The following is a 25,390-nucleotide window of genomic DNA, read 5'->3' on the forward strand; positions in this document are numbered from 1 at the left end:
GGCGAGCGGCGGCTCCGCGGGGAACCGGCCGGCGCCGTAGCCGTTCTGCGGGGCCTGCCCGGTCTGGCCGGCCGCGGGGAACTGGCCGGTGCCGCCGAACTGGTCCGCGCCCGGGAACTGGTCCGAGCCCGGGAACTGGTCCGCGCCCGGGAACTGGCCGGTGGCGGCGAACCGGCCCGTGTCGTAGGCGCCCACCTGCGGCATCTGCCCGCTCTGCCCGGCGGAGGGGAACTGGCCGGTGCCGCCGTCGAAGGGCGGCGGGGGGTCCGCGAACGGGGCGGGCTCGGCCGGGGTGAGCCGTTCGGCCGTGGGCGCTCCGGGCTGGGGAGGCATCACCGCGGTCTCCTCGGCCGCGCCGGAGACCGCGCGGTAGGCGGCGGACATGCCCGTGTCGGAGACGCCGGAGGCCGCGCCCGACAGGCCGGCGGTCAGTCCGGCCGCGCGCCGCGGCGCCTCGTACAGCGTCGGCTGGGGCGGCTTCATGCGCGGCACGGCCGGATTCCCGGACTTGCGGCGGCTTCCCGCCCCGGGGGCGGCGGAGACGGAGAAGGAAGCCGTGCCTCCGCCGGGCAGCGGCGCGGTGGAGGGGTCGCGCGGTGCCTCCCGCACCGGGCCGCCCGGGGTGCTCTCACCCGGCTGGAGCACGGCGAGCAGGCGGTTGGCGAGCCGGCGTTTGGTCGGGACCGGGAGCAGGCGCGTGCTGACGGCGGCGGCCACGCCGAGCATCGTCAGGCCGTACAGGACCGTCACGTACGTCTTGGCGGGGCGGCCGGCGTACAGGCCGTGGATCAGCGCGAAGGACCACGCGGGGTAGGCGAGGGAGTGGATCGCGCGCCACTTCGCCGCGACCTCGCCCCCCGGTGCGATGAAGGAGCGCCGGATCGCGCCGGTGACGGCGGCGGTGATCAGGCAGTAGGCGGCGAGCGGGCCGAAGGTGATCAGCAGCGAGGAGGCGGAGAACCCGAGGCCGAAGGGCACCAGCGCGTTCGGCGGGATGTGGTCGAGGAAGAGCTTGACCGAGACATGAAGGATCAGGAAGGTCACCGACAGGATGGCGGTGGCCCGGTGGACGCCCTGCGCGAGCAGTCGGTGCCGCGGCGACAGGAACACCCGGTCACGGGCCAGCAGTCCCCATACGACTGCGCCGCTCAGGGTCAGCAGCGAGACGACTCCGGCACCGAAGTTGAGGAAGTCGCGCACCGCGTCGCCGCCGACGACGACGATGACGGGCAGCAACGCCACCGCGCCCGCGGTGAGGGCGAGGTACCGGGTCGGTATGCCCGACTGGGGATCCGAAGGGATCTTGAGGCGAGGGTTCATGGGGTGCAACTCCGAATGCTCCGGGAAAGCGGTCCCGACTCGGCATGCTAGGTCGCCCCATACCAAGTGGTACGAGGATTGAGTTATTGCGCCGTTATCAAGTGACGCCTGAGCCGGGGGTTGTCCGGGTAGCTGCCGATACGCGGAGTAACCCCTTGGCCTTTGTCGCCGATTCATATACGTGAGGTCGCCCGCATTGTTTCAATGCGCCGGCGAGGTGTACCAAGTGGCCCGAGTCCTGTGCGGGGGGCCGGTGTGCTGCGGTACCCTGACCCCATGCGTGCCGTACGCCTTCTGCTTAGCGGGCCGCGCTGATCAGTCCCGACCGACGGAGAACGTGGTCGGAATCGGCGCGGCGTCCCCTCCTGTGCGAGGGGATTTTTCATTTCCGTACGATCCGGACGGGCTCGTACGAACCGGACTGACGCCGGCAGAGACGATCGATGGAGCTTTGAGGATCATGAGCGAAAATACCGCTGCCGCCGAGGTGGCCGCGCCGCACCGCTACACGGCGGCCATGGCCGCCGAGATCGAGGCGCGGTGGCAGGACTTCTGGGACGCCGACGGCACGTACGAGGCGCCCAACCCGAGTGGTGACCTGGCCGGCGACGCGGAGACCGTGGCGCGGCCCAAGCGGTTCATCATGGACATGTTCCCCTACCCCTCGGGCGCCGGACTGCACGTGGGACACCCGCTGGGATACATCGCCACCGACGTCTTCGCCCGATTCCAGCGCATGACCGGCCACAACGTCCTGCACACGCTGGGCTTCGACGCCTTCGGCCTGCCCGCCGAGCAGTACGCGGTGCAGACCGGCACCCACCCCCGGGTGTCCACCGAGGCCAACATCGAGAACATGACGGCGCAGCTGCGCCGGCTGGGCCTGGGCCACGACAAGCGCCGCTCCTTCGCGACGATCGACCCGGACTACTACAAGTGGACCCAGTGGATCTTCCTGCAGATCTTCGACTCCTGGTACGACGAGGAGGCGAAGAGGGCGCGCCCGATCGACGAGCTGGTCGCGCAGTTCGAGAGCGGAGAGCGCGAGGTGCCCTCGGGGGGCGCCTGGAACGAGCTGAGCGCCGTGGAGCGCTCCGACGTCCTGAGCGGGTACCGCCTGGCGTACGCCTCCGACGCGCCCGTCAACTGGTGCCCCGGCCTGGGCACCGTCCTGGCGAACGAGGAGGTCACGGCGGACGGCCGCTCGGAGCGCGGCAACTTCCCCGTCTTCAAGGCCAAGCTGCGGCAGTGGAACATGCGCATCACGGCCTACGCCGACCGGCTGCTGGACGACCTGGAGGCGCTGGACTGGCCCGAGGCCATCAAGCTGCAGCAGCGCAACTGGATCGGGCGCAGTGAGGGCGCGCGCGTCGACTTCCCCGTTGACGGCGACGCCATTACCGTCTTCACGACCCGTCAGGACACCCTGTTCGGCGCCACCTACATGGTGCTGGCGCCCGAACACCCGCTGGTCGACAAGTTCGTGCCGGAGACCTGGCCCGAGGGCACCCACGACGTCTGGACGGGCGGTCACGCCACCCCGGCCGAGGCCGTCGCCAAGTACCGCGCCTTCGCCGCCTCCAAGTCCGACGTCGAGCGGCAGGCCGACGCCAAGGAGAAGACCGGCGTCTTCACCGGTGTGTATGCCGCCAACCCGGTCAGCGGCGAGAAGATCCCCGTCTTCATCGCCGACTACGTCCTGATGGGCTACGGAACCGGCGCCATCATGGCCGTCCCCGCCCACGACGCCCGCGACTTCGCCTTCGCGCGCGCCGTCGAACTGCCGATGCGCTGTGTCGTCGAGCCCACCGACGGCCGCGGCACCGACCCCGCCGCCTGGGACGACGCCTTCGTCTCCTACGACGCGAAGATCGTCAACTCGTCCGGCGACGGCATCTCCCTGGACGGCCTGGGAGTCGTCGAGGCCAAGGCCCGCATCACCGAGTGGCTGACGTCACGCGGCATCGGCGAGGGAACGGTCAACTTCCGGCTGCGCGACTGGCTGTTCAGCCGCCAGCGCTACTGGGGCGAGCCCTTTCCGATCGTCTACGACGAGGACGGCGTCGCCCACGCGCTGCCCGAGTCGATGCTGCCGCTGGAACTGCCCGAGGTCGACGACTACTCGCCGCGCACCTTCGACCCCGACGACGCCGACACCCAGCCCGAGACCCCCCTGTCGCGCGACGAGGACTGGGTGAACGTCGAGCTGGACCTGGGCGACGGCGTCAAGCGCTACCGCCGGGAGACCAACACCATGCCCAACTGGGCGGGCTCCTGCTGGTACGAACTGCGCTACCTGGACCCGCACAACGACCGCCGGCTGGTGGACCCGGAGACCGAGCGGTACTGGATGGGCCCGAGGGAGGGGCAGCCGCACGGTGGTGTCGACCTGTACGTCGGCGGCGCCGAACACGCCGTGCTGCACCTGCTGTACGCGCGCTTCTGGTCCAAGGTGCTGTTCGACCTGGGTCACGTCTCGTCCGCCGAGCCGTTCCACAAGCTGTTCAACCAGGGCATGATCCAGGCGTACGTCTACCGGGACGCCCGCGGGTTCCCGGTGCCCGCCGCCGAGGTCGAGGAACGCGACGGGAGGTTCTTCTTCGAGGGCGAGCCCGTCAAGCGCGAGCTGGGCAAGATGGGCAAGTCCCTGAAGAACGCCGTCACGCCGGACGAGATCTGCGCCGAGTACGGCGCCGACACGCTGCGGCTGTACGAGATGGCGATGGGCCCGCTGGACGTGTCCCGGCCCTGGGACACCCGCGCCGTCGTCGGCCAGTACCGCCTGCTGCAGCGGCTGTGGCGCAACGTCGTGGACGAGGCGACCGGCGCCGTGACGGTGTCGGACGCGGAGCCCGGCGAGGACACGCTGCGGGCGCTGCACAAGGCGATCGACGGGGTGCGCTCCGACCTGGAGGGGCTGCGCTTCAACACGGCCATCGCCAAGATCACGGAGCTGAACAACCACCTGACGAAGGCGGGCGGCCGCGTGCCGCGCTCCGTCGCCGAGCCGCTGGTGCTGATGATCGCCCCGCTGGCCCCGCACATCGCGGAGGAACTGTGGCGCAGGCTGGGCCACACCGACTCGGTCGTCCACCAGGACTTCCCGGTCGCCGACCCGGCGTACGTGATCGACGAGACGGTGACCTGCGTCGTGCAGATCAAGGGCAAGGTCAAGGCGCGGCTGGAGGTCTCGCCGTCGGTGTCGGACGCGGAGCTGGAGGCCGCCGCGCTGGCCGACCCCGCGGTGGTGAAGGCCCTGGACGGAGCCGCGATCCGCAAGGTCGTCGTACGGGCGCCGAAACTGGTGAACATCGTCACCGCCTGACGCCTGGGTGATGTCCCCTACGGGCAGGTTGGGGGTTCCGCAGGAACCCTCGGCCTGCCCTTTCCGTTTACCGTGGGAAGGGGCGAACGCCCTCGAAAGCTGTCGGAGGGGCGGAGGCGCTCATGGAAGCCGTCATCCTGATCCTGGTGCTGCTGTTCGTGACATTCGTCGCGATGGGGGCATACGCGGGGATCAAGCTGGTCGGCGCGGCCAAGCGGGGAGTGGACCGTACGGTCGCCCAGGCGCGGCGCACCGTGGAGGACACCGCGCTGCGGGCGAAGAGCGTGGGCCAGCCGGGAGTGGCCGGCGAGCTGGCCCAGTTGCGGCTCGCGCTGCGCACGTCGATGAGGGCGACCCAGGACGCGCTGCACGCGGGTGCCGCCCAGGACGCCTCACTGCGGGAGTCCCTCGGTCTCTTCGAGCGGCTGAGCGTGCACGGGCGCGAGCTGGACGAGGAGCTGAAGCGGCTGGAGCGTGATCCGGACAAGGCACGGATCGGCGCGGTGCTGCCCTCGCTCCGTGAGCGGACGGAGCGGATCACACACTCCGCGGACTCACTGAGGTGGGCGGCGCGCGACCGGGCGCGGCAGTTCGCCGACGACGAGCTGACGGCGCTGAGCGCCCAGATCGAGGTGGAGTCCGGCGCGCTGCGGCATGTCGCGCAGGACCCGCTCGAGGCAAGAGTCGCCGAGGCCGGGCGGCTGTCGCCCGCCGAGGCCGACGGGGCGGGGGCGGCTACGGCCGCGCGGGACTCCGGGGCCGCACAGCAGCCGGATGCGGGGGAGCGGCCGCCGCGGCGCGAGGCGATCACGGCCCGGGACCCTCGGCAGGACGTGCCGTACACCTGGCAGAAGACCACGCGTCCCGAGACCACCACCTGAGTGCGGCCTGAGGGCCGTTCCAGGTGGGTACGACAGGGGGATTCGGCCCGCACGGGATCGATCTTTCGCAGGGCCCGGACTGACGCGGGCTTCGGATGACGGGTAACCTCCCGCTCATGTCCCGCCATGTCGCGATCGTCACGGATTCAACGGCCTACCTGCCGCAGGAGACGATGGAGCGGCATCACATCGTCGCCGTACCGCTGACCGTCGTCCTGGGCGACAGAGCCCTCGAGGAGGGCACCGAGATCTCGGCCCGTTCGGTGGCCGTGGCGCTGCAGAAGCGGCGTCCGGTGACCACGTCCCGGCCCAGCCCCGAGCTGTTTGCGGAAACCTATCGGCGCATCGCCGACTCCGGCGCGGACGCCATCGTCTCCCTGCATCTGTCCGGGGAGTTCTCGGGAACGTACGACGCGGCCGTGCTCGCGGCACGGGAGGCACCCGTACCGGTGCGGGTGGTGGACACCGGGATGGTCGCCATGGCGCTGGGGTTCTGTGCGCTGGCGGCCGCGGAGACCACCGAGGCGGGCGGCGGCGCGGACGAGGCAGTGGCCGCCGCGGAGAAGCGGGCCGCCTCCACCTCCGCCTACTTCTATGTCGACACCCTCGACTATCTGCGCAGAGGCGGCCGGATCGGCGCCGCCCAGGCGCTGTTCGGCTCGGCGCTGGCGGTGAAGCCGCTGCTCCAGTTGACCGGCGGCCGCATCGAATTGCTGGAGAAGGTGCGCACGGCATCCAAGGCGATCGCCCGTCTGGAGGAGATCGTCGTCGAGCGGGCCGGTTCGGGCCGTGTGGACGTCGCCGTTCACCACCTGGCCGCAGCGGAGCGAGCCGCGGCACTGGCGGAGCGGCTGCGGGCCCGGGTGCCGGGCCTGGCCGACCTGCATGTCAGCGAGGTGGGCGCGGTGATCGGCGCTCACACGGGGCCGGGGCTGCTGGGGGCCGTGGTCTCGCCGCGCTGACGGGCCCGGGCCGCACCCGTCGCGGCGGCCGCAGACCGCCCGACCGCCCGGCCGGCCGCGCCGGCACGCGCGGGGAGGGCTCGGTGGCGGTGGTCGCCGACGCGCGGAGGCGTGCGGAGGTGCGCTGTGCGCGGGGTGCGAGCGGCGCCGTACGGTCGAGCACCCGTCAGGGTGCGGCCGCTGCCGGCTGTCTGTCGTTTGCCTCCGGCCGTTTGCCCTGTGCCGCTCACCGCCTGCCGCCCCCTGCCGCCCTGCCGCCCCCTGTCGCCGTGTCGTCCGTGGCCCGCGCCGGTACCGCCCGCGGGAGCGGCCGCACGAGCCACCGGCTCGCCCTCACGAGTGACGGAGTTGTCCACAACTCCCCGCCCGTCCACAGAAAACGGCCTTGATCACCAAGAGTGCGCGCGGCGGCCTACCGTCCGTGACATGGCACTTCGATCGCACACCGAAACGACCGCCCCCGGCCGCCGCGCCACGACGAGCACGCGCCGCCGTGCGCAGCACAGGCGCCCGGACCCGGTGGCGCTCCGCGCGCGTGCCCGGGCACTGCTCGTCGAACCCCCGCCGAATGACGCTCCGTCACCGAGCCTGCCGGGCCGGCCGTCCGCAGCTCCCGGTCCACCGGGTCTTCCCGCCCCGTCCGCGCTCCAGGCCGGACGGAGAGCGCCGCGCGATTCACCCACCGCGGTTCCAGGACCGACGAACGCCTGGGCGGCGCCGGTGGACACGGACCCGGTGGCAGCGGTCAGGCCGGGCGCGGAGCTGAGCCTGCGGCACAGAGCGGGGGCGGCTCTGCGCGAACGGCTGCCGCTGTGGGCACAGTCGCGATGCGCCCTGGAACCGCGTGGCCTCGTCGCTCTCGGCATGGTCGTCCTGGTGGCCCTCGTCCTCGCCGCCGCGCACTTCTGGACCGGCCGGCCGGAGACGGTTCGCGCGCCGGAGACGGTGCGGGCCAAGGCCGCACCCCTGCCGAGCCCTTCACCCGGCCCGGCACCGCCCGCGACAGAGCGGCGGATCGTCGTCGACATCAGCGGCAAGGTGCGCAGGCCCGGTGTCCGCCGGCTGCCCGCCGGATCACGGGTCGCCGACGCACTGGAGGCCGCCGGGGGAGTGGAACCGGGCGCGGACACCAGCGGGCTCAACAAGGCCCGCGTCCTCACCGACGGCGAACAGGTCGCCGTCGGCGTCCCTGCCGCCCCGCAGAGCGGCCCCGCGGGACCGGCGGGACCCACCGCCGCGGCGGGACCGATCAGCCTCAGCACCGCCACACCCGAACAACTCGACACACTCCCGGGCGTCGGCCCCGTCCTCGCCCGGCACATCGTCGACTACCGCACCGCACACGGCGGCTTCTCCTCCGTCGACCAGCTCCGTGACGTCAACGGCATCGGCGAACGCCGCTTCGCCGACCTTCGGAACCTCGTCCGGCCATGAACCGCCCGGGCAGCTCGGAGACCTCGGCAGGCACGGCAGAGCGGCCGCCCCGGGAGCGGGCCGCCGACCTGCGGCTGGTGACGCCCGCGCTCGCCGCCTGGGGGGCCGCGGCCCTCGTCCTCGGTGCGCCGGGACGAGGCCTTGCGCTCGCCGCGAGCTGCGGGACGGCCGCCGCGCTGCTCGTCCTCGTCCCGGCCCTCGTCCGCGCCGGAGCCCGGCGGAGCGGCCGCGGCGCCTCCGGCCCGGGCCCGAACACGGCGGTCGCGGCCGCAGCCGTGCTGCTGTGCGCGGCGGGCGGAGCGCTGTCCGCCGCCGCGCACGCCGCCGACCTGCACCGCGGACCGGTCCCCGAGCTGGCGCGGGAACACGCGCGGGCCCGGGTGGAGGTGGAGGTCGCAAGCGATCCCCGGCTGACGCGGCCTCGCGTACGGGGCGAGAGGAGCCTGCCGGTGAGTGTGCTCGTGGACGCGGAGGTGACCCGGGTGACCGGGGCCGACGGGAGCGTCGTCAGGACGCGGACCCCGGTCCTGCTGATCGTCCGGCCGGGTCCCGGCGACCCCCGGCGCAGCCCCTGGCTCGCACTGCTGCCGTCGACGAGGCTGGAGCTCTCGGCCCGGGCCGCGCCACCCCTGTCGGCCGGCGACCGTGTCGCCGCCGTGCTGAAGGTGCCCGAGGACCAGCGGCCGGAGGTCACGGGGCGGCCGACCGCCCTCCAGCGGACCGCGGGCGAACTGCGCGCAGGACTCAGGCGGGCCACCGACGGGCTTGCCCCGGACGCCCGCGCACTGCTCCCGGGGCTGGTCGTGGGCGACACCTCACGCGTTCCCGACGACCTCGACGCGGCGTTCCGGGCCACCGACCTCACCCATCTGCTGGCCGTCAGCGGCAGCAACCTCACCATCGTGCTGTTCCTGCTCATCGGACCGCCCGGCATCGCGACGCACGCCGAGCGGCGCGGCCTCGCGCCGAGACTCGGCGTCACACTGCGCGGCACCGCCGTCCTCGGCGGAGCCCTGACGGCAGGCTTCGTCGTCGTGTGCCGTCCGGAGCCCAGCGTGCTGCGGGCCGCCGCCTGCGGAGCGGTCGTCCTGCTCGCCATCGCCACCGGCCGCCGCCGCTCCCTCGTTCCCGCACTGGCCGCCGCCGTACTGATCCTCGTGCTGTACGACCCCTGGCTGGCCCGCAGCTACGGCTTCCTGCTGTCCGTGCTCGCCACGGGCGCGCTGCTCACGGTCGCCCCCGGCTGGAGCGCCGCCCTGCAACGCCGGGGCGTGCCCGCCCGGTTCGCCGAGGTGCTGGCGGCGGCCGCCGCGGCACAGGCGGTGTGCGGACCCGTGGTCGCCGTGCTCGCCGCGCGCGTCAGCCTGGTGGCCGTTCCGTGCAATCTGCTCGCCGAGTTCGCGGTGGCGCCGGCGACCGTGCTGGGCTTCGCCGCCCTCGCCGCGGCCCCGCTCGCGCCGCCCGTCGCCGAAGCCCTGGCGTGGTGCGCGGGCCCGCCCGCCGGGTGGATCGCCACCGTCGCCAGGACCGGGGCCGAACTGCCGGGCGCAGAGGCCGACTGGCCCGGTGGCCCGTCCGGCGGACTGCTGCTCGCCGCGGTCACCGCCGTCGTCCTGCTGGTGCTGCGCCGCACGCCGGGCCGCTCCTGGCTGTGCGCGGGCGCGGCACTGCTGCTGCTCCTGGCCGTGCTGCGGCCCGCACCGCTGACCCGGATCGTCACCGGCTGGCCGCCGCCGGGCTGGAAATTCGCCCTGTGCGACGTCGGCCAGGGAGACGCGGCGGTCCTCGCCGCGGGCGAGGGCAGCGCGGTCGTCGTCGACGTGGGCCCCGACCCGGCGCTCGCCGACCGCTGCCTGCGCGCCCTCGGGGTGAACCGGATCCCGCTCCTGCTGCTCACGCACTTCCACGCCGACCATGTCACCGGCCTGCCCGGAGCGCTGCGCGGGCGCGGCGTCGGCGTCATCCAGACGACCGGTCTGCGCGAGCCCCCCGGCCAGGCCGAGTTCGTGCGGCGCACGGCGGAGGCGGCCCGCATTCCCGTGGAGAGCGCGGTGCCGGGCGAACGGCGCCGGACGGGCCCGCTCGACTGGCAGGTGCTGTGGCCGCAGCCGGGATCCGCTCCCGAAGGCCCCAACGACGCCAGCGTCACCCTGCTCGTGCGCACCGCGGGGCTGACCCTGCTGCTCCTCGGCGACCTCGAACCCCCCGCTCAGCAGGCCCTGTTGCGCGCGCATCCCGAACTGCCGCCCGTAGACGTCATGAAGGTCGCCCACCACGGCTCCGCCTACCAGGACCCCGAACTGCTGCGCAGAGCCCGGCCGCGCCTGGCGCTGGTGTCCGCAGGCGCAGGCAACCCCTACGGGCACCCCTCGCCGCGCACGCTGGCAGCTCTGGAGGCGCAGGGGACGGCCGTGCTGCGCACGGATACGGACGGGGCGATCACGGTCACCGGGGGAGGACGAAGCGGTGGCCCGCGCGCCACCGCCGCGGGCCGCCGGGCGGTCCACCGGCGCACCGACTCTCGCACGCGGCAGGCACGCTCCCCGCCTCACACCGCGTCGGACACGCCCCGGCCCGCCTCGGGCGCCGGACCCAGGACCCGCCCGGGACCCGATCGCGCCCCGGGCCGCGGGCGCGGCGACCGGCCCGGGGCGCCAGACTGGTCGGCATGGACACCGCACACACGGAGGCATACCTCCACCGCATCGGCGCCACCCGGCCCGGGCGGCCGACCACCGAGGCGCTGCGCAGGCTGCATGTGCGCCATCTTGCCGCCGTGCCGTTCGAGAACCTCTCGGTCCACCTCGGCGAGAAGATCGTGCTGGAGGAGGAGCCGCTCCTCGAAAAGATCGTGAACGCCCGCAGGGGCGGCTTCTGCTACGAGCTCAACGGCGCCTTCGGGGCCCTGCTGAGCGGGCTCGGCTACCGGGTCGAGCTGCTTCAGGCACGGGTGTACGGCGATGAGGGCCGGCTCGGTGTCCCGTACGACCACCTGGCGCTGAGCGTGGGGACGGCGGACGGCGGCGGGTCGTGGCTGGCGGATGTCGGCTTCGGCCGGCACAGCCACTACCCGCTGGCGCTCGGCGAGCGGGGGGAACAGGCGGAGGAGGGAGGGGTGTTCCGGATCGCCGAGGCGGAGGCCGGGGCCGCGGACGGGGATCTGGACGTGCTGCACGACGGGCGCCCCGTCTACCGGCTGGAGCGACGGCCCCGGCTGCTGGCCGACTTCGAGGCCGGTGCCTGGTGGCACAGCACCTCGCCCGCCTCGCACTTCACCCGGTCCCTGGTGTGCTCGCGGCTGACGGAGGAGGGCCGCCTCACGCTCAGCGGCCGCAAGCTGACCCGGACGGTCGGCGACGAACGGAAGGAGGAGGAACTGTCCGGTGACGCGGAGGTCCTGAACGTCTACCGGGAGCGCTTCGGCATCGTGCTCGACCGGGTGCCCGAGCCGCTGCACCTCCCGGCGTGAGCAGGGCACCCACCGGCCACAATGTCGGGGTGACCGATGTGAGACATGTGCTGGTGCTGCCGGACCGGGACGCCGCGGAGGAGGCGGCCAGGGCGCTGGAGGAGCGGTTCGCCGTCCGGGAGGAGCCGCAACTGGTGCGGGAGGCACTGGCCGGCGAGGACGACGCCGAGGACGCCCAGTGGCTCGTCGTGGTCGAGGAAGCGGAGGAACGGCTCGACCCGGTGGCGCTGGACGAGTTCGCCGCCGAGTGGGACGGCTGGTACGAGGAGCCGTAGCGGCGGGCGCCGCTCGTGCGGCGCTGTCGGTGCGCCGTGGGATGCTGGACGGCGATGGCCACCAGGAAGACTTCCACCGACGATCCGCTCGCCCCTCTCACGCTCGCCGTGGGCCAGGAGGACCTTCTCCTCGACCGCGCGGTGCAGCAGGTGGTGGCGGCCGCACGCGCGGCCGACGCCGACACGGACGTCCGGGACCTCACGTCCGACCAGCTCCAGCCGGGCACGCTGGCCGAGCTGACCAGCCCTTCGCTCTTCGCCGAGCGGAAGGTCGTGGTCGTCAGGAACGCGCAGGACCTGTCCGCCGACACGGTCAAGGACCTGAAGGCGTACTTCACGGCGCCTGCCGAGGAGATCACCCTGGTGCTGCTGCACGCCGGCGGTGCCAAGGGCAAGGGCCTGCTGGACGCGGCGCGCAAGGCGGGGGCCCGTGAGATCCCCTGCCCCAGGACGACCAAGCCTGCCGACCGTCTGTCGTTCGTGCGGTCCGAGTTCCGGGCGGCCGGGCGGTCGGCGACGCCGGAGGCATCCCAGGCCCTGGTCGACGCGATCGGCAGCGATCTGCGGGAGCTGGCGAGCGCGGTCGCGCAGCTGGTGGCCGACGTCGAGGGCACGATCGACGAGGCGGTCGTCGGGCGCTACTACACGGGCCGTGCCGAGGCGTCGAGCTTCACGGTCGCCGACCGTGCCGTCGAGGGCCGGGCCGCGGAGGCACTGGAGGCCCTGCGCTGGTCGCTCGCGACCGGGGTTGCGCCCGTTCTGATCACCAGCGCGCTGGCCCAGGGCGTGCGCGCCATCGGCAAGCTCGCCTCCGCGCCCCGGGGTGCCCGCCCGGCCGATCTCGCCCGGGACCTGGGCATGCCGCCGTGGAAGATCGACAGGGTCCGGCAGCAGATGCGGGGCTGGTCGGCCGACGGCGTCGCCGAGGCCCTGCGCGCGGTCGCCGAGGCGGACGCGGGCGTCAAGGGCGGTGGCGACGATCCCGAGTACGCCCTGGAGAAGGCCGTGGTCACCGTCGCCCGCGCGGCGCGCTCCCGCCGGCCCTAGCGGCCGCGCTTCCGCCGCGGAGCGGTCCCGGACCCGCGCGCGCGGGGGCGGACCGCGTTCACTCCGTCCTCGCCTTCCGGCGAGCGCCCCCGCCTCCACCCCGTGTTCCGCCGTGCCCGGCCCACGACGCCCGGCTCTCCGGCCTTGGCCGTCCGGCCCCAGGCCCCGGACCCCAGGCCCCGGGTGGGTTGCCGCACCCCCGTAACCCTGGGACTCCGCACGTGCGGCGGGAACGGCGAAGGCCCCGTCGGCGCCCTGGGGAAAGGGCGGCGACGGGGCCTTCGTCGTGAAGCCGGGTGCCCCGCACCCGCGTGGCGAACGCAGGCCGCGTGCGGGGCTGGAAATCAGGTGCCGGTCGGGAGCGGATGAGAGGGCCCGCTCGAGTCCCTTCCGGCTGTCAAGTCATGAAGACGTGAGGTGACTCAGCCCTGCTGCACGGAGGCAAGCTGGGAAGCCAGGGCCGACTTCTTGTTGGCGGCCTGGTTCTTGTGGATGACACCCTTGGAGACGGCCTTGTCGAGCTTCCGGGACGCCTCACGAGCGGCCACGGTGGCCTTCTCGACGTCGCCCGCGGCAGCGGCCTCACGTGCCTTGCGGATCGCGGTCTTGAGCGAGGACTTGACGGCCTTGTTGCGCAGGCGCGCCTTCTCGTTCGTCTTGTTCCGCTTGATCTGGGACTTGATGTTCGCCACGAAAAGTTGCCCTTTTGTTTGATTCGATCGAGATGATCATTTGATCTGCAGGTGCGACTCGCGGTAGAGGGGCCACGAGACGCAGCTAGTCAGGCTACCAGCCGCACTCCGACCGGCCCAAACCGACCGCAGCCCGCTGTCCGTGGGACGATGGAGGCTACGTATCGATCCGACCCGGGGCGGAGAAGCCCCAAGAATCAGGACCCTGCGTGCCCGCGACCCCTACCAACGTGCCGGAGCCGAGCCGTACCGACCCGGCGCTGATCCGCAATTTCTGCATCATCGCGCACATCGACCACGGCAAGTCGACGCTCGCCGACCGGATGCTCCAGCTGACGGGCGTGGTCGAGCAGCGGCAGATGCGCGCCCAGTACCTCGACCGCATGGACATCGAACGCGAGCGCGGCATCACCATCAAGTCCCAGGCCGTACGGCTGCCCTGGGCGCCCCGGACAGGCCCGGATGTGGGCACCACCCACATTCTGAACATGATCGACACCCCGGGCCACGTGGACTTCACCTATGAGGTGTCGCGTTCCCTCGCGGCCTGCGAGGGCACCATCCTGCTGGTCGACGCCGCCCAGGGCATCGAGGCCCAGACCCTCGCCAACCTCTACCTGGCGATGGAGAACGACCTCACCATCGTCCCGGTCCTCAACAAGATCGACCTGCCGGCGGCCCAGCCGGAGAAGTTCTCGGAGGAGCTCGCCAACCTCATCGGGTGCGACCCGGAGGACGTCCTCAAGGTCTCCGCCAAGACCGGTCTGGGCGTCGAGGCGCTGCTCGACCGGGTGGTGGAGAGGGTTCCGGCCCCGGTCGGCGTCAAGGACGCCCCGGCCCGCGCCATGATCTTCGACTCGGTCTACGACTCCTACCGCGGCGTCGTGACGTACGTCCGTGTCGTCGACGGCCAGCTCAACAAGCGCGAGCGCATCCGGATGATGTCCACCGGTGCCACGCACGAGCTGCTGGAGATCGGCACCAACTCGCCGGAGATGCTTGCGGCCGACGGCCTCGGCGTCGGCGAGGTGGGTTACCTCATCACCGGTGTGAAGGACGTCCGCCAGTCCAAGGTCGGTGACACGATCACCACCCTGTCCAAGGGCGCCACCGAGGCGCTGGGCGGGTACAAGGACCCCAAGCCCATGGTGTTCTCCGGCCTCTACCCGCTGGACGGCTCGGACTACCCCGAGCTGCGCGACGCCCTCGACAAGCTCCAGCTCAACGACGCGGCCCTGGTCTACGAGCCGGAGACCTCCGCCGCCCTCGGCTTCGGCTTCCGCGTCGGCTTCCTCGGCCTGCTCCACCTGGACGTGATCCGCGAGCGGCTCGAGCGCGAGTTCGGCCTCGACCTGATCGCCACCGCCCCCAACGTGGTCTACCGCGTGATCATGGAGGACGCCAGCGAGCACACGGTCACCAACCCGAGCGAGTTCCCCGAGGGCAAGATCAGCGAGGTGTACGAGCCGGTGGTCAGGGCGACCATCCTCGCACCCTCCGAGTTCATCGGCTCGATCATGGAGCTGTGCCAGAACCGGCGCGGCGTCATGCTCGGCATGGACTACCTCTCCGAGGACCGCGTCGAGATCCGCTACACCCTGCCGCTCGCCGAGATCGTCTTCGACTTCTTCGACCAGCTGAAGTCCAAGACCCGCGGCTACGCGTCCCTCGACTACGAGCCCACCGGCGAGCAGACCGCCCAGCTCGTCAAGGTCGACATCCTGCTGCACGGTGACAAGGTCGACGCCTTCTCCGCGATCACGCACCGCGACCAGGCCTACGCGTACGGCGTGCGGCTGGTCGCCAAGCTCAAGGAGCTCATCCCGCGGCAGGCCTTCGAAGTGCCCGTCCAGGCCGCCATCGGCTCCCGGGTCATCGCCCGCGAGACCATCCGCGCCATCCGCAAGGACGTTCTCGCCAAGTGCTACGGCGGCGACATCTCCCGCAAGCGGAAGCTGCTGGAGAAGCAGAAGGAGGGCAAGAAGCGGATGAAGATGGTCGGCAGCGTCGAGGTTCCGCAGGAGGCCTTCATCGCGGTGCTGTCGAGCGACGAGTCCGGGGCGGCGAAGAAGAAGTAGCCACCCGTCCGGGGGGCCTCAGGAGTATCCCTGAGCCCCCGGAACAACCCGGACGACGTACCAGCGGACCCGCGGCGCCGATGCGCGCCGCGGGTCCGTTCGTGTCTGTTCGCGTAACGCCCGCCGAAACCTCCCACCGGTGTGGTGAGCGGCACGGCTAGCGTGCCTCAAGCGAGAGGTTCCAGCCTCTTACGCACAGGGCCTTCGCCCTCTACTCTGACCACTGCTCGAAGGTTACTCGCCAGTTAAACAACTGCCCCTCGCAATGCACTGCAATGTCGCGGGCCCGGAGGATGTCGTGAGCGACACACAGACCTTGATCGAGAACCGGCCGCCCTCCGTGGCGACCCTGTTCCTTGAGCGCGTGGCGGAGACTCCCGACGCCGAGGCCTACCGGTACCCCGTGCCGGCGGCCTCCGGGCAGGGGCCCGACGACTGGAAGTCGCTCAGCTGGGCGCAGGCGGCGGAGCGCGTGTACGCCATCGCCGCCGGCCTCGCCGACCTGGGCGTACAGGCCGAGGAGCGGGTCGCGCTGGCCTCCGGCACGCGCGTGGAATGGATCCTGTGCGACCTCGGGGTGATGTGCGCGGGCGCCGCCACGACCACCATCTACCCGAGCACGAATGCCGAGGAGTCGGCGTTCATCCTCTCGGACTCGGACAGCCGGGTCCTCATCGCGGAGGACGCGGCCCAGCTCGCCAAGGCCCGTGAGAAGCGCGCCGAGCTGCCGGGTCTCCGGCACGTCGTCGTCATCGACGCGGACGGTGTCGAGCCCGAGGAGGGGGAGCCCGAGGGATGGGTGCTCTCCCTCGCCGAGCTCGAGGCCCGCGGCGCGGCCTACCTGGAGAAGCACCCGCAGGCGGTCAAGGAGCGAGTCTCCGCGATCACGAAGGACCAGCTGGCGACGCTGATCTACACCTCGGGCACGACGGGCCGCCCCAAGGGCGTCCGCCTCGCCCACGACGCCTGGGCGTACATGGCCAAGGCCATCCCGGCCACCGGCCTCATCACCAAGGACGACGTGCAGTACCTGTGGCTGCCGCTCGCGCACGTCTTCGGCAAGGTGCTGACCTCCGGGCAGATCGAGGTGGGGCACGTCACCGCGGTCGACGGCCGCGTCGACAAGATCATCGAGAACCTGCCGGTCGTCCAGCCCACCTACATGGCCGCGGTGCCGCGCATCTTCGAGAAGGTCTACAACGGGGTCGCCGCCAAGGCGCGGGCGGGCGGCGGCGCCAAGTACAAGATCTTCCTGTGGGCCGCCGAGGTCGCCCGGGAGTACGCCAAGGTCTCCCAGGACAACTTCCGGCGCACCGGCGCGCGTTCCGTGCCCTTCGGACTGGCCGCCAAGCACGCGGTCGCCGACAGGCTCGTGTACGCGAAGCTCCGCGAGGCCTTCGGCGGCCGGCTGCGCGCCTGTGTCTCCGGCTCCGCCGCCCTCGCGCCCGACATCGGCTACTTCTTCTCCGGCGCCGGGGTCCACATCCTGGAGGGCTACGGTCTGACGGAGTCCAGCGCGGCCTCGTTCGTCAACCCCGGTGAGGCCTACCGCACCGGCACCGTCGGCAAGCCGGTGCCCGGCTGCGAGGTACGGATCGCCGACGACGGCGAGATCCTGCTGCGGGGCCCCGGCGTCATGCAGGGCTACCACGGCCTGCCCGACAAGACCGCGGAGGTCCTGGAGCCCGACGGCTGGTTCCACACCGGTGACATCGGCGAACTGTCGGACGACGGCTACCTGCGGATCACCGACCGCAAGAAGGACCTCATCAAGACCTCCGGCGGCAAGTACATCGCACCGGCCGAGGTCGAGGGCCAGTTCAAGGCCGTCTGCCCCTTCGTCTCCAACATCCTGGTCCACGGCGCCGACCGGAACTTCTGCACCGCGCTCATCGCCCTCGACGAGCCCGCCATCCTGGGCTGGGCGGCGGAGCACGGCATGAAGGGCAAGTCGTACGCCGACGTGGTGGCCGCCCCGGAGACGGTGGAGCTCATCGACGGATACGTCAGGCGCCTCAACGAAGGGCTCCAGCGCTGGCAGACCATCAAGAAGTTCCGGCTGCTGCCGCGTGATCTCGACGTCGAGCACGGCGAGCTGACGCCGAGCCTGAAACTGAAGCGCCCGGTGGTGGAGCGCGAGTACAAGGACCTCATCGAGGACATGTACGCGGGCACGCGGGAGGCGTAGCCGACAGCCGGCGGCGGGTGAGGGGCGGGAGGTCGCGGACCTCCCGCCCCTTCCCGTGCGCCCGGGGACGCCAGCGGGAACGGAGGACGGCACCGCAGGCACCGGGCACCGCAGGCACCGGGCACCACACGCACCGGGCACCACAGGCATCACGGGCATCGCAAAAAGACCGCCGGGACCTCAGGACCCAGGTACAACCCTTTGCCCGCTCCGCGTGTCTGATGATCGCCGTGCCCCGATGACGCACGGGCGAACCCAGGGCAAACCCCGGGGCAACCCCGGGCGGAACGGGGCCGGCGGACCCCCGACGACCGCGGGACGCCTGCCAGGCGTCCCCCGCACGCAGCAGGAGAACCCCGCATGCACAAACACCGGCGTCTCGTCCTCGCGACGGCCACCGCTGCCGCGATGACGGGTGGGCTGCTCACCTTCTCGTCCGCGACGGCGACGGCCGCGGACTCCGTCCACCACCACGAGGCCGACTTCAACAACGACGGATACGGCGACGCCGCGTTCTCCGCGGGCAACGCCACCGTCGGCGGCAAGAAGGAAGCCGGCCAGATCGTCGCCCTGTACGGCTCCGCGAGCGGCGTGAAGTCCACGTCCCGCACCACCTTCAGCCAGAACACGACCGGTGTCCCGGGCGGCGCCGAGACCGGTGACCACTTCGGCTGGATCAGCGCCTACGGCGACTTCGACGGCGACGGCTACGACGACCTCGCGGTCTCCGCGGCGTACGAGGACGTCTCCGGAGACACCGACGGCGGCACCGTCATCATCCTGTGGGGCTCGTCGACCGGCCTCAAGGGCGGGACGACCCTCAAGGACCCCGCCGTCTCCTCCCACGACCGCTGGGGCGACACCCTCGCCGCGGGCGACTTCGACGGCGACGGCAAGGAGGACCTGGCGGTCGGCACCTCGTCCAGCACCATTTACGTCTTCAAGAAGGGCATCACGCGCTCGGGCGGCTACGGAGCCCGGTACACCGTCAAGCCCCCGATCCAGTCCGGTGGTCTGACCGGCCCGATCAACCTCACCGCGGGCGACGTCAACGGCGACGACATCACCGACCTCGTCGTCGACGGCTACGAGACCGACAGCGAGTACGGCTGGAACACGAACTACTACGTGCCCGGCACGGCCGCCTCCGGCCTGGACGTCTCGTACGCGCAGGAGATCAAGCGCGGCGTCATCACCGCCATCGGCGACGTGAACGGCGACGGCTACGGCGACATCGTCACCGGCCAGTCCTGGGACCCGTCCAACGACGGCAGCCCCTCGGTCCCCGAGTCCTCCACCGGCGGCAAGGCCCACATCGTCTACGGCTCCGAGAGCGGCCCGGACACCGCGGTCGCCGTCACCCAGGACACAGGCAACGTGCCCGGAGGCTCGGAGCGCGGCGACTGGTTCGGCAGCGAACTGTCCCTGGGCGACATCAACGGCGACGGCTACCAGGACCTGGCGATCTCCGCGCCGGGAGAGAACCTGGGCGGCGTGGTCGACACCGGCGCGGTCACCGTCCTGTACGGCTCCGCCTCGGGCCTCAACACCTCGTCGGGTTCGCAGTACTTCGCCCAGTCGACGGCCGGTGTCCCCGGCGGCGACGAGAAGGAGGACTACTTCGGCGCCGAGGTCAAGCTGACCGACGTCACCGGCGACGGCAAGTCGGACCTGCTCGTCGGCGCGCAGGGCGAGAACGACTTCAACGGGTCGCTGACCTACCTGCCGTCCGGAGGCACGAAGATCACCACGACCGGCTCGCGGGCGCTGTCGACCACGTCGGTCGGCGTCTCCACCGACGGCTACCCGGTCTTCGGCGCCAACGCCGCCAACTGACACGGTGTGCGGCCGGCGCGAGCCGGCCGCACACGCCGGGCCTTAGCGCGTGAGCCCCGGCCGCAGTCCGCGCAGGGACTCCTCCAGGCGCGAGACGCGGTCGCACAGCTCGGCGGAGGCCGCGTCGCCGCCGCGGGACAGCGCCGTCTCGACGGCCAGGACCCGGTCCGCGAGTTCGGCGAACTGCGCCTGCTCCCGCGCCAGCAGAAGCTCCAGCTGGCGCGTCTTGCGGTGCAGGTCGAGGAAGACGTTCACCTTGGCGCGCAGCACCCACGGGTCGAAGGGCTTGCCGATGAAGTCCGCCGCGCCCGTGGAGTAGCCCCGGAAGGCGAACGCACTGTCGTTGTCCTTCCCTGTCAGGAAGATGATCGGCACGTCCCTGGCCCCGTCGAGGCGCTTGATGCGGGTCGCGGTCTCGAAACCGTCCATGCCCGGCATGTGCACGTCCAGCAGGACGACGGCGAACCGCTGCCGCAGCAGGGCCGCGACGGCCTCACCGCCGGAACGCGCGCGTACCAGCGGCTCGTTGAGGGAGGCGAGAACCGCCTCCAGGGCGGCGAGGTTGTCCTCCATGTCGTCCACGATCAATATGCGCGCCGGTTCATCGGCAGCGACCCCGGTGCTCATACGGTCGGCCTCACAGTGTTGTCCCGCTGTCGTCAGAAGTTGGCTGAATGGCACTGGTTCTGTTCATGGTGGCCCACTTCGGTGACTCCGTGCACATGGGCGGGCTCAGTCTGTCACCCTGTGAGGGACACAAGCGGTGCATTGTCCGAACTGCTCACTGCACACTCTCTCCTGGAGCCGCACAGTGAGGTCTTTACCGAGGTCTCGCCCTCTCCCGCAGGTGCTGCCGCACGCCCTGACACCGGCCGAGGGCCGCTGTGCCGCGCGCACCAGCCTGCCGGACAGTCCGATGGCACCCGCCGCCGCCCGCCGCTTCGTACGGGGCGCGCTCTCCGGCTGGACCGCCGTGGGACTCCCGGGCACCGAGCGGATCGACGAGCGGCTCGCCGAGGACGCCGTCCTCCTCGTCAGCGAGCTCGTCACCAACGCCGTCGTGCACGCCGGGACGGCGGTCGACGTGCTGTGCCGGATCGAGGAGGCGTACGACGGCGAGCCCGCCGCGCTGCGCGTCGAGGTCGGCGACCACCATCCCGCCAGGGCTGTGAGGCGGGAGGCCTCGGCCCCCTTCGAGGAGGCCCCGGGCCTGCGCGAGTACGGGCGCGGCCTCGGCCTGGTCGCCGCGCTCTCCGAGTCGTGGGGCATCACCTACCGCGGCAACCGCAAGGCGGTCTGGGCCCGGCTGTCCGTCGGGGTGCCCGACCCCGCTTCGGCCTTCGACCCGCTCGGCCTGAGCGTCGCCGACATCCTCGCGCCCGCCCGGCCGCCTTACGCCCCCGAGGCCGTGGAGTCTCCCGCACGCACGGGGCACGGGCACGGGCTCCGGGACGGACACGGGGACGGACACGGACAGGAGTCCGCGCCCGGCGGGGAGCACCGCCGGGCGGAGGGTCCCGGCCAGGAGGAGGGACGGGGCGCCGGGCGCGGGTGGGGCGAGGAGCGCGACTGGATCAGCCGGGGCGCCCTCACCTTCCTCGCCGAGGCCTCCGACCTCCTCACCGGCCAGCTCGACGAGGACATGGTCGCCGCCCTCGCCTGCCAGCTCCTCGTGCCGCGCCTCGCCGACTGGTGCGCCGTCTGGCTGGGCGACGAGAACGGCACCGGCCGACACCCCGGCACCTCCCGCCCGGCCGGCCCGTCCCGGCTCGCCCGCGTCTGGCACCGCAGCGAGAACCTCATCGACGAGCTCCGCGCCGCCCTGGAGAAGGACCCGCCGGCCGTCCCGGGCGACGGGACGCCCCAGCCCGTTCCCGTGCGGCCGCCGTCCTTCGCCCCCGCGGGCGAGGGTGACGGAACGGCCGTCGCCTACCCACTGCTCGCCGGCGGCCGCACCCTGGGCGTGCTGCTGCTCGGCCGTACCGTGGAACCGCGGCTGCCGGACGAGGTCACCGGCCTCGTCGAGGACTTCGCCCGCCGTGTCGCCCTGGCGATCGGCGCAGCCCGCCAGTACGCCAGGCAGGTCACCATCAGCCGGGTGCTCCAGCAGGGGCTGCTGCCCAGCGCGGTCGCCGAGATCCCGGGGGTGGAGAGCGCCCTGGTGTACGAGCCCAGGGGACAGGGCGTCGCGGGAGGAGACTTCTACGACGTCTTCCCGGCAGGCGACGGCCGCTGGTGCTTCGCCCTCGGCGACGTCTGCGGCAACGGGCCCGAGGCCGCCGTCGTCACGGGCCTCGCCAGGCCCTGGCTGCGGCTCCTCGCACGCGAGGGCTACCAGGCCGCCGAGGTCCTCGACCGGCTCAACAGGCTGCTCCTGGACGATGCCACGGAGGCGGCGGAGGCATCGGTGTCCGCGGGCGCGGGCGACCCGTCGCGCTTCCTGTCCGTGCTGTACGGCGAGCTGGTGCCGGAGCGCGAGGGGGTGCGCTGCACGCTCTCCAGCGCCGGGCACCCGCTGCCGCTGCTGCTGCGCCCCGACGGGTCCGTGCGGCCCGTCGCGCAGCCGCAGCTGCTGCTGGGCGTCGTCGACGGCGCCCCGTACAGCAGCGAGACCTTTCTGCTGAAGCCCGGTGACACCCTGCTCTGCGTCACCGACGGCGTCACCGAGCGGCGCAGCGGGGACGGCCAGCGCCAGTTCGACGACGGCGACGGGCTCTCCGCCGCGCTGTCCGGCTGCGCGGGCCTCGGTGCCCGGGGCGTCGCCGAGCGGATCAGAACCCTCGTCCACGACTACTCCCCCCTTCCGCCCGACGACGACCTCGCCCTCCTGGTCCTCCAGGCCCGCTGACCCGCACGAGCCGGCGGGCCCCGGCCCCACCCACGGCCCCGGAGCGTGGCGGGGCCGGGGGTTTCCGGCGCCTGGGACAATGGGGGGCATGCCTTCCGTACTGCCCGATGGTGAGCCCCTGCCCGAGAGCGGGGCGCTGCCCGCGTCCGCCCTGGAGGGCGCCGCCGGGCGACCCCTCGGGTTCTATCTGCATGTGCCGTACTGCGCCACGCGCTGCGGCTACTGCGACTTCAACACGTACACCGCCACCGAGCTGCGCGGTTCCGGCGGTGTCCTCGCCTCCCGGGACAACTACGCCGAGACGCTCGCCGACGAGATCCGCCTCGCGCGGAAGGTGCTCGGAGACGATCCCCGCAGCGTCGACACCGTCTTCGTCGGAGGCGGTACGCCGACCCTGCTGGACGCAGGGCACCTGGTGCGGATGCTCGACGCCGTCCGGCAGGAATTCGGGCTCGCGGACGGCGCGGAGATCACCACCGAGGCCAACCCGGAGTCCGTGGACCCGGCCTACCTCGAACAGCTGCGGGCCGGTGGCTTCAACCGGATCTCCTTCGGGATGCAGAGCGCCCGGCAGCACGTGCTGAAGGTCCTGGACCGCACACACACCCCCGGGCGGCCCGAGGCCTGTGTCGGGGAGGCGCGGGCGGCAGGGTTCGATCATGTGAACCTGGACCTGATCTACGGGACCCCGGGGGAGTCCGACGAGGACTGGCGGGCCTCGCTGGACGCGGCGCTCGGCGCCGGGCCCGACCATGTGTCGGCGTACGCGCTGATCGTCGAGGAGGGCACACGGCTCGCCCGGCGGATCCGGCGCGGCGAGGTGCCGATGACCGACGACGACGTGCACGCCGACCGGTACCTCATCGCCGAGGAGATGCTCGGCGGCGCCGGCTTCGAGTGGTACGAGGTCTCCAACTGGGCCACCGGCGAGGCCGCCAGGTGCCTGCACAACGAGTTGTACTGGCGCGGCGCCGACTGGTGGGGTGCCGGGCCCGGAGCGCACAGCCATGTCGGCGGCGTGCGCTGGTGGAACGTCAAGCACCCGGGCGCGTACGCGGCGGCCCTCGCGCAGGGGCGCACGCCGGGGGCCGGGCGCGAAGTGCTCGGCGACGAGGACCGGCGGGTGGAGCGCGTGCTGCTGGAGCTGCGGCTGCGGGAGGGCTGCCCGCTGGACGTCCTGCGGCCCGCCGGCCTCGCGGCCTCCCGCCGCGCCCTCGCGGACGGGCTGCTGGAGGCCGGTCCCTACGCCGCCGGGCGTGCCGTGCTGACGCTGAGGGGGCGGCTGCTGGCCGACGCGGTGGTGCGGGACCTGGTGGACTGACGGGCCGCGGGGCCGGGATACCGGGGACCGGCCCGACGGGCCACTGGACGGAAGCCCCCTGCGACGGAACCGTTCCCGTGAACGGAACGGGCCCCCGGGACCGGCCCGGGGTTTCCGTCAGCGGCGCGGGGTGTCCTCCGTCATGGTCACGTGATCGATCAGCTCCTCGACCCTGCCCAGCAGCTCCGGCTCCAGATCCTTGTACGACCGCACCCTGGACAGGATGTGCTGCCAGGCCGCCCCCGTGTCGGCCGGCCAGCCCAGTGCCTCGCACACGCCCGTCTTCCAGTCCCGGCCGCGCGGCACCGACGGCCAGGCGGGGATGCCCAGGGCGGCCGGCTTCACCGCCTGCCAGACGTCGACGAAGGGATGGCCGACGATCAGCACGTGCGGGTCGGTGACCTGTGCGGCGATACGGGACTCCTTGGAGCCCGGGACGAGATGATCGACCAGGACGCCGAGGCGGGCGTCGGCGGCGGGCGCGAACTCGGCGACGATCGCGGGAAGGTCGTCGATGCCCTCCAGGTACTCGACGACGACGCCCTCGATCCGCAGGTCGTCACCCCAGACCCGCTCCACGAGCTCCGCGTCGTGGCGCCCCTCCACGTAGATGCGGCCGGCGCGGGCCACCCGGGCGCGGGCGCCCGGGACCGCGACCGACCCCGACGCGGTGCGGGCCGGCGGCAGCGGGCCGGCCGCCCTGGGGCGTACGAGGGTGACGGGGCGGCCTTCGAGGAGGAAGCCGCGGGGCTCCATGGGGAAGACGCGGTGCTTGCCGAAGCGGTCCTCCAGGGTGACGGTCGGGCCCTGGGCGGTCTTCTCCGTACGGATGACCGCCCCGCAGAAGCCCGTCGTCACCTCCTCGACGACAAGGTCGGGCTCGGCCACCACCTCGGGGGCGGGGGCCTGCTTCTTCCACGGCGGTGTCAGATCGGGGCTGTAATGGCGCACCCGACCGACAGTAGGACGATCACGACGGCGACACACCGAAGCGCGCCGCCAGGGAGCGGCGCTGGGCGCGTACGAACCCGGCGTCGACCGTGGCCCCGTGCCCCGGCACGTACAGCGCGTCCTCGCCGCCCAGCGCCAGCAGCCGGTCCAGGGCGGCAGGCCACTGGGAGGGAATGGCGTCGCGGCCCGCCTGCGGCTCGCCGGACTCCTCCACCAGGTCCCCGCAGAAGACGATCTCGGTACCGCCGGGGGCACCGGGAACGAGCACGGCGAGGTCGTGGGCGGTGTGGCCGGGGCCCACATTGGCCAGCAGGACCTGCCGGTCCCCGAGGTCCAGGGTCCACTCGCCGCTGACGAGGTGGTGCGGTGTGACGAGGTAGTCGGCCGCCTCGGCCGCGGGGCCGGGCGGCACACCGTGACGCACCGCGTCCTCGCACATCTCGTCCTTGGAACGCGCCATGAGCGCGTCCGCGCCCACGGCGGCGTAGACCTCCGTACCCGCGAAGGCGGCTCCGCCGAAGACGTGGTCGAAGTGGGGATGCGTCAGCGCCAGGTGGGTGACCCGGCGTCCGCCGAGCAGCCGCTGTGCCTGTTCGCGCACCTCGGCGCCCTCGTGGATGGTGGAGCCGCAGTCGACCAGAAGGGCGCCCGAGTCGCCTGTGACAAGGCCCACTGTGCAGTCCCAGCCGGGCAGCCGGCGCCGGCCGGTTCCGGGGCCCAGCCGCTCCCATCCCTGGCCTTCCCAATCGATGTCCATACCGGG

At 72.6% G+C, this 25,390-nt stretch carries 18 protein-coding genes; 13 read left to right on the forward strand and 5 right to left on the reverse strand.

What is annotated here, in order from left to right:
- Positions 1-1,320, reverse strand: a 1,320-nt coding sequence (locus GUY61_RS03805) for a cytochrome b/b6 domain-containing protein (protein ID WP_166628602.1), incomplete at its 3' end; no start/stop codon positions are given.
- Between the two features lie 460 nt (positions 1,321-1,780).
- On the opposite strand from GUY61_RS03805, the gene leuS reads away from it, so the two are divergent.
- The 8 genes from leuS to holA all read left to right on the forward strand — a co-directional run bounded on the left by leuS (position 1,781) and on the right by holA (position 12,713).
- Positions 1,781-4,645, forward strand: a complete 2,865-nt coding sequence (leuS, locus tag GUY61_RS03810; RefSeq protein ID WP_166628603.1) for a leucine--tRNA ligase — start codon at positions 1,781-1,783, stop codon at positions 4,643-4,645.
- Between the two features lie 122 nt (positions 4,646-4,767).
- Positions 4,768-5,526 carry a hypothetical protein gene (locus tag GUY61_RS03815; RefSeq protein WP_166628604.1) on the forward strand — a complete coding sequence of 253 codons (759 nt, stop codon included), beginning with the start codon at positions 4,768-4,770 and terminating at the stop codon, positions 5,524-5,526.
- A 116-nt stretch (positions 5,527-5,642) separates the two neighbouring features.
- Positions 5,643-6,488: a DegV family protein gene (locus GUY61_RS03820; protein ID WP_166628605.1), complete on the forward strand. Its 846-nt coding sequence runs from the start codon at positions 5,643-5,645 to the stop codon at positions 6,486-6,488.
- Between the two features lie 735 nt (positions 6,489-7,223).
- Positions 7,224-7,922, forward strand: coding sequence for a helix-hairpin-helix domain-containing protein (locus GUY61_RS03825; protein ID WP_398954129.1), 699 nt, complete (start codon positions 7,224-7,226; stop codon positions 7,920-7,922).
- Positions 7,919-10,777 carry a ComEC/Rec2 family competence protein gene (locus GUY61_RS03830; RefSeq protein ID WP_166628607.1) on the forward strand — a complete coding sequence of 953 codons (2,859 nt, stop codon included), beginning with the start codon at positions 7,919-7,921 and terminating at the stop codon, positions 10,775-10,777. Before GUY61_RS03825 ends, GUY61_RS03830 begins: the two co-directional genes overlap by 4 nt.
- A complete protein-coding gene (locus GUY61_RS03835; protein ID WP_166628608.1) occupies positions 10,699-11,391 on the forward strand; it encodes an arylamine N-acetyltransferase in 693 nt (230 codons plus the stop codon). Before GUY61_RS03830 ends, GUY61_RS03835 begins: the two co-directional genes overlap by 79 nt.
- A gap of 29 nt (positions 11,392-11,420) precedes the next feature.
- Positions 11,421-11,666 (forward strand): hypothetical protein, encoded by a 246-nt coding sequence (locus GUY61_RS03840; protein WP_166628609.1) that lies wholly within the window; start codon positions 11,421-11,423, stop codon positions 11,664-11,666.
- Between the two features lie 54 nt (positions 11,667-11,720).
- Positions 11,721-12,713 (forward strand): DNA polymerase III subunit delta, encoded by a 993-nt coding sequence (gene holA / locus GUY61_RS03845; protein WP_166628610.1) that lies wholly within the window; start codon positions 11,721-11,723, stop codon positions 12,711-12,713.
- 422 nt (positions 12,714-13,135) lie between these two features.
- Here the strand turns inward: holA and rpsT are convergent, their stop codons facing one another.
- Positions 13,136-13,405, reverse strand: coding sequence for a 30S ribosomal protein S20 (gene rpsT / locus GUY61_RS03850; RefSeq protein ID WP_166628611.1), 270 nt, complete (start codon positions 13,403-13,405; stop codon positions 13,136-13,138).
- A gap of 209 nt (positions 13,406-13,614) precedes the next feature.
- Between rpsT and lepA the strand changes: the two genes are divergently transcribed.
- The 3 genes from lepA (at position 13,615) to GUY61_RS03865 (ending at position 19,507) form a co-directional block, all read left to right on the forward strand.
- On the forward strand, positions 13,615-15,483 hold the full coding sequence (lepA, locus tag GUY61_RS03855; RefSeq protein WP_166628612.1) for a translation elongation factor 4: 1,869 nt from the start codon (positions 13,615-13,617) through the stop codon (positions 15,481-15,483).
- A gap of 298 nt (positions 15,484-15,781) precedes the next feature.
- Positions 15,782-17,671: a long-chain fatty acid--CoA ligase gene (locus GUY61_RS03860; protein ID WP_166628613.1), complete on the forward strand. Its 1,890-nt coding sequence runs from the start codon at positions 15,782-15,784 to the stop codon at positions 17,669-17,671.
- Positions 17,672-18,031: 360 nt separating this feature from the next.
- A complete protein-coding gene (locus GUY61_RS03865) occupies positions 18,032-19,507 on the forward strand; it encodes an FG-GAP-like repeat-containing protein (protein ID WP_166628614.1) in 1,476 nt (491 codons plus the stop codon).
- Between the two features lie 42 nt (positions 19,508-19,549).
- Here the strand turns inward: GUY61_RS03865 and GUY61_RS03870 are convergent, their stop codons facing one another.
- Positions 19,550-20,134, reverse strand: a complete 585-nt coding sequence (locus tag GUY61_RS03870; RefSeq protein WP_166628615.1) for a two-component system response regulator — start codon at positions 20,132-20,134, stop codon at positions 19,550-19,552.
- Positions 20,135-20,423: 289 nt separating this feature from the next.
- On the opposite strand from GUY61_RS03870, the gene GUY61_RS03875 reads away from it, so the two are divergent.
- Both GUY61_RS03875 and hemW read left to right on the forward strand, forming a co-directional pair.
- On the forward strand, positions 20,424-22,355 hold the full coding sequence (locus GUY61_RS03875; protein WP_166628634.1) for a SpoIIE family protein phosphatase: 1,932 nt from the start codon (positions 20,424-20,426) through the stop codon (positions 22,353-22,355).
- 88 nt (positions 22,356-22,443) lie between these two features.
- Positions 22,444-23,676 (forward strand): radical SAM family heme chaperone HemW, encoded by a 1,233-nt coding sequence (hemW, locus tag GUY61_RS03880; protein ID WP_166628616.1) that lies wholly within the window; start codon positions 22,444-22,446, stop codon positions 23,674-23,676.
- Between the two features lie 117 nt (positions 23,677-23,793).
- Here the strand turns inward: hemW and GUY61_RS03885 are convergent, their stop codons facing one another.
- Positions 23,794-24,627 (reverse strand): DUF3097 domain-containing protein, encoded by an 834-nt coding sequence (locus GUY61_RS03885; protein ID WP_166628617.1) that lies wholly within the window; start codon positions 24,625-24,627, stop codon positions 23,794-23,796.
- 19 nt (positions 24,628-24,646) lie between these two features.
- Positions 24,647-25,384, reverse strand: coding sequence for an MBL fold metallo-hydrolase (locus GUY61_RS03890; protein WP_166628618.1), 738 nt, complete (start codon positions 25,382-25,384; stop codon positions 24,647-24,649).
- Positions 25,385-25,390 lie beyond the last annotated feature (6 nt).

Origin of the sequence: Streptomyces sp. GC420 (assembly GCF_009916105.1) — a bacterium.
GTDB lineage: Bacteria > Actinomycetota > Actinomycetes > Streptomycetales > Streptomycetaceae > Streptomyces.

Excerpts from the sequence above, each read along its gene's own strand:
- leuS (WP_166628603.1), top strand. The coding sequence starts at position 1,781 with ATGAGCGAAAATACCGCTGCCGCCGAGGTGGCCGCGCCGCACCGCTAC.
- GUY61_RS03815 (WP_166628604.1), top strand. The coding sequence starts at position 4,768 with ATGGAAGCCGTCATCCTGATCCTGGTGCTGCTGTTCGTGACATTCGTC.
- GUY61_RS03820 (WP_166628605.1), top strand. The coding sequence starts at position 5,643 with ATGTCCCGCCATGTCGCGATCGTCACGGATTCAACGGCCTACCTGCCG.
- GUY61_RS03830 (WP_166628607.1), top strand. The coding sequence starts at position 7,919 with ATGAACCGCCCGGGCAGCTCGGAGACCTCGGCAGGCACGGCAGAGCGG.
- holA (WP_166628610.1), top strand. The coding sequence starts at position 11,721 with ATGGCCACCAGGAAGACTTCCACCGACGATCCGCTCGCCCCTCTCACG.
- GUY61_RS03865 (WP_166628614.1), top strand. The coding sequence starts at position 18,032 with ATGCACAAACACCGGCGTCTCGTCCTCGCGACGGCCACCGCTGCCGCG.
- GUY61_RS03870 (WP_166628615.1), bottom strand. The coding sequence starts at position 20,134 with ATGAGCACCGGGGTCGCTGCCGATGAACCGGCGCGCATATTGATCGTG.
- GUY61_RS03875 (WP_166628634.1), top strand. The coding sequence starts at position 20,424 with ATGGCACCCGCCGCCGCCCGCCGCTTCGTACGGGGCGCGCTCTCCGGC.
- hemW (WP_166628616.1), top strand. The coding sequence starts at position 22,444 with ATGCCTTCCGTACTGCCCGATGGTGAGCCCCTGCCCGAGAGCGGGGCG.
- GUY61_RS03890 (WP_166628618.1), bottom strand. The coding sequence starts at position 25,384 with ATGGACATCGATTGGGAAGGCCAGGGATGGGAGCGGCTGGGCCCCGGA.